Origin of the sequence: Carnobacterium sp. (genome assembly GCF_032094055.1) — a bacterium.
GTDB lineage: Bacteria > Bacillota > Bacilli > Lactobacillales > Carnobacteriaceae > Carnobacterium_A.
The window spans coordinates 2,717-6,035 of sequence record NZ_DAMDAK010000026.1; the positions used below are offsets into that span (position 1 = coordinate 2,717).

Genomic DNA, 3,319 nt, shown 5'->3' on the forward strand with positions numbered 1-3,319 from the left:
CATTTGAATGAATTTATCACAGAAGCGAATCGAGCAATGGACAACATCACAGAAAAATACGAGGATGAAGTACTGGGCCGAACCATTCATAATGTAACTGTGATTCATGGGGGGAACCAAGTCAACAGCATTCCTGAAACCGCAAGTTTACAAGCTAATATCCGTTCCATACCTAGCTATTCAAATGATGATATTATCCATACACTTCAAGCAATCGTTGACAAATTAAATGAAAAAACAGATTATCATTTAGAATTGAAGGTTGATTACAATAAACAATCGGTTAAATCGCCTAAAGATTCTGCACTGATTCAAAGCATTTTAAACGTTTCTGATAAAGATCTTCCACTTACAGGGCTTTCAGCGACTACGGATGCAGCGGAATTTACAAAATCAGCTCAGCCGTTTGACCTCGTAGTTTACGGTCCTGGAGAACCAACCTTGCCACATCAAGTCGATGAATACGTTCAAATAGACAACTATTTGGATATGATCGAGCAGTATCAAAATATTGCAAAAGAATATTTGAAATAACAAAACGTTATTTCTTAAACGTTTATTTTCAAACCATCTTACAAAATAGACTAAGATTAGTATAGGGAGTTTTTTTCCAACGCATCTTAGTCTATTTATTGTTTTATTTGAACAAAAGAAGAGATGAACATTAAACAATTATGGTAAAATTAAAAAGAATAAAAGCCTTGAAAAAATATCAATTTGTTTCTTCGATTTAAGCAGGAAGTAAAATTAAGAAAGGAAATACAAAAAAATGGATTTCGAAACAGTGATGCAAGAGCTTGAGGCCTTAGGTAAGGAAAGAACGAAGAAAATATACCTATCTAACGGTGCCCATGAGCCGCTTTTTGGCGTGGCTACCGGTGCAATGAAGCCAATCGCAAAGAAAATCAAAATAAATCAACCTTTAGCTGAAGAGCTGTATGCTACTGGGAATTATGATGCCATGTACTTTGCAGGGATTATTGCCGATCCGAGAGCCATGACCGAATCCGATTTTAATCGTTGGATAGATGCCGCTTATTTTTATATGCTGTCTGATTATGTGGTGGCTGTAACATTAGCTGAGACCGATATTGCACAAGATGTGGCTGATAAATGGATTGCCAGCGGTCAAGAATTGAAAATGTCTACGGGCTGGAGCTGCTACTGTTGGCTTTTAGGTAATCGTCCGGACAATCAATTTTCTAAAAGTAAGATTTCCAATATGCTGGATATCGTGAAAAAGGAGATCCATGAATCACCAGAACGAACAAAAGCTGCGATGAATAATTTCTTATACACTGTTGGTATTTCATTTTTACCACTAAACGAAAAGGCCATTGAGGTCGCAAGAGAAGTAGGGACAGTAGAAGTCAAACGAGAAAATAAAAAAAGTAGTCTCCTAAATGCTCACGAAAGTATCCAAAAAGAAAAGGATAGAGGAAGGCTAGGTTTCAAACGCAAATATGTAAGATGTTAACGTCAGTTTTGCATAAAGGTGTTTATTTAAGAAGAACTAGATTATAAGTAAATAGAGAATTACTAGATTTTTTCGATTGGCTAGGAGGTTTTAGAATAGATGGGGATGATAGAAGAACATAGATATGTAGAAACGAATGGGATTAAACTACATGTTGTTCAAGAAGGTCCTAAAGAAGGACAACTGATTATTTTGCTGCATGGGTTTCCCGAGTATTGGTATGGGTGGCGCAACCAAATTTCTGATTTAGCAAATAAAGGATTCCGAGTATGGGCACCGGATCAAAGAGGATATAATCTCAGCGATAAACCTAAAAAAGTAAATGACTATCGCATGAATCATTTAGTTGAGGACATTGCGGGGTTGATCAAAGCTTCTGGAAAAGAAAAAGTGATTCTCGTGGGTCATGATTGGGGAGGAATCGTGGCATGGAGAGTGGCAAGAATGTATCCGGATCTGTTGCAGAAGTTAGTCATACTCAATGCACCGCATGAAGCAGCTATGAACAGGCAAATCTTACAGCACCCCATGCAAATTTTGAAAAGTTCATATATCCTTTTCTTTCAACTTAGAGGGATACCGGAGAGATTATTTGAACTGTCCGATTGGAAAATTGCAGTAAAGGCATTAAGGCACAGTAGTAAGAAAGGCACATTCAACGAGGAAGATTTGCAAAGGTACCGTACTGCCTGGTCTCAATTAGGGGCTATGCGTTCAATGATCAACTGGTACCGCGCCAATGTAAGCAGCCTTTCCGATCCAACTATCCCATCCAGAGTCACTGTGCCCACTCTAGTGATATGGGGAGCCCAAGATCACTTTTTGGGTCATGAGTTAGCCAGTAAAAGTCTTGAGTTTTGTGATGAAGGTCAGGGAATATTACTAGGGGAAGCTACTCACTGGGTACATCACGAAGAACCAGAACATGTCAGTAAGCTGATTGTTGATTTTATCAATAACATATAGTGCCATGAAAAAATGAAAGCAGAACGGTCTTTTAAAGAGACCGTTCTGCTTTTGCTCGTTTTGATAGAAAAAATCTGTTATTATAAGCCCATTTCTGACTTCAGACGGCTCAGCTCGTCTTCAACAGCAGCTGACCCTTCGCTAGAGTATTTTTCCTCCAGTGATTTAGCTTCATCCACCGGCTCTTGGTTTAATTCTGACATCGCATTGGCTTCATCCAACATTCGATCAGCTTTGTCTTCCATACGCGAGAATGAACCCATTGCACCTTGCGTTTTGCCAACAGATTCGCTGACGTTGTTCAGCTTTTCTTGTGTTTTCGCTACAGACATCTTGCCTTTGATCATGGCACGGCGACCTTTTAAAGTTTCAATATCAGAAGCCAATTTGTCATGCATTTGACGCATCTTCATCGCGTTTTCATGTGCAGCAGCATAAGACTGTGCTAAGCCGGTGCCAACATTTTCCAGTTCTTGTTTTTTCTTCAGGAAAATACGTGCATCGTCTTCATTGCCGGCTGACAAAGCTTTTTTGGCGTAATCGTTGTATTTCATCACTTCGGCTTCGTTTTGATCAACTGCACGTTTAGTACGGGTTTCTTCTGCAATGACCCCAGCAGTATTGCGCTTAACTTCTGCTAAATCTTCTGTCATATTACGTAAGTACTGATCAATCATTTTTTCTGGGTCTTCCATTCGGTCGATAAGTGAGTTGATGTTTGCGCTAATAATATCGGAAAAACGGTCTAAAATAGCCATATTATATTCCTCCTTAAAGGGTAGTTTTATTTTTTATCATTTTCGTATTTTTTTGCCAATTCTTCTGCCTCTGAACTGCCGTATTTTTCCAGTGGTGTGTTGAGGATCTCTTCAGTTT

General features: G+C 38.9%; 4 protein-coding genes. 3 read left to right on the forward strand and 1 reads right to left on the reverse strand.

Going from position 1 to position 3,319, the window contains the following annotated elements; translation table 11 throughout:
• From RT405_RS05735 to RT405_RS05745, 3 genes are all read left to right on the forward strand, one after another.
• Nucleotides 1-534: M20/M25/M40 family metallo-hydrolase (locus RT405_RS05735; RefSeq protein WP_313468323.1), on the forward strand; the 534-nt coding region annotated here is incomplete at its 5' end.
• Nucleotides 535-769: 235 nt separating this feature from the next.
• Complete coding sequence (locus RT405_RS05740; RefSeq protein ID WP_313468325.1) at nt 770-1,477, forward strand: DNA alkylation repair protein; 708 nt, start codon at nt 770-772, stop codon at nt 1,475-1,477.
• Nucleotides 1,478-1,576: 99 nt separating this feature from the next.
• Entirely contained in the window at nt 1,577-2,443 is an 867-nt protein-coding gene (locus RT405_RS05745) for an alpha/beta hydrolase (RefSeq protein ID WP_313468327.1), read from the forward strand.
• Between the two features lie 80 nt (nt 2,444-2,523).
• On the opposite strand, the gene RT405_RS05750 is transcribed toward RT405_RS05745, so the two are convergent.
• The gene (locus tag RT405_RS05750) at nt 2,524-3,201 is read right to left on the reverse strand and encodes a PspA/IM30 family protein (protein WP_035030778.1); all 678 of its coding nucleotides are present in this window, start codon (nt 3,199-3,201) and stop codon (nt 2,524-2,526) included.
• Nucleotides 3,202-3,319 lie beyond the last annotated feature (118 nt).

Bases quoted from the DNA above. Each gene is read 5' to 3' on its own strand.
- RT405_RS05750 (WP_035030778.1), bottom strand. From the start codon at position 3,201: ATGGCTATTTTAGACCGTTTTTCCGATATTATTAGCGCAAACATCAAC.
- RT405_RS05745 (WP_313468327.1), top strand. From the start codon at position 1,577: ATGGGGATGATAGAAGAACATAGATATGTAGAAACGAATGGGATTAAA.
- RT405_RS05740 (WP_313468325.1), top strand. From the start codon at position 770: ATGGATTTCGAAACAGTGATGCAAGAGCTTGAGGCCTTAGGTAAGGAA.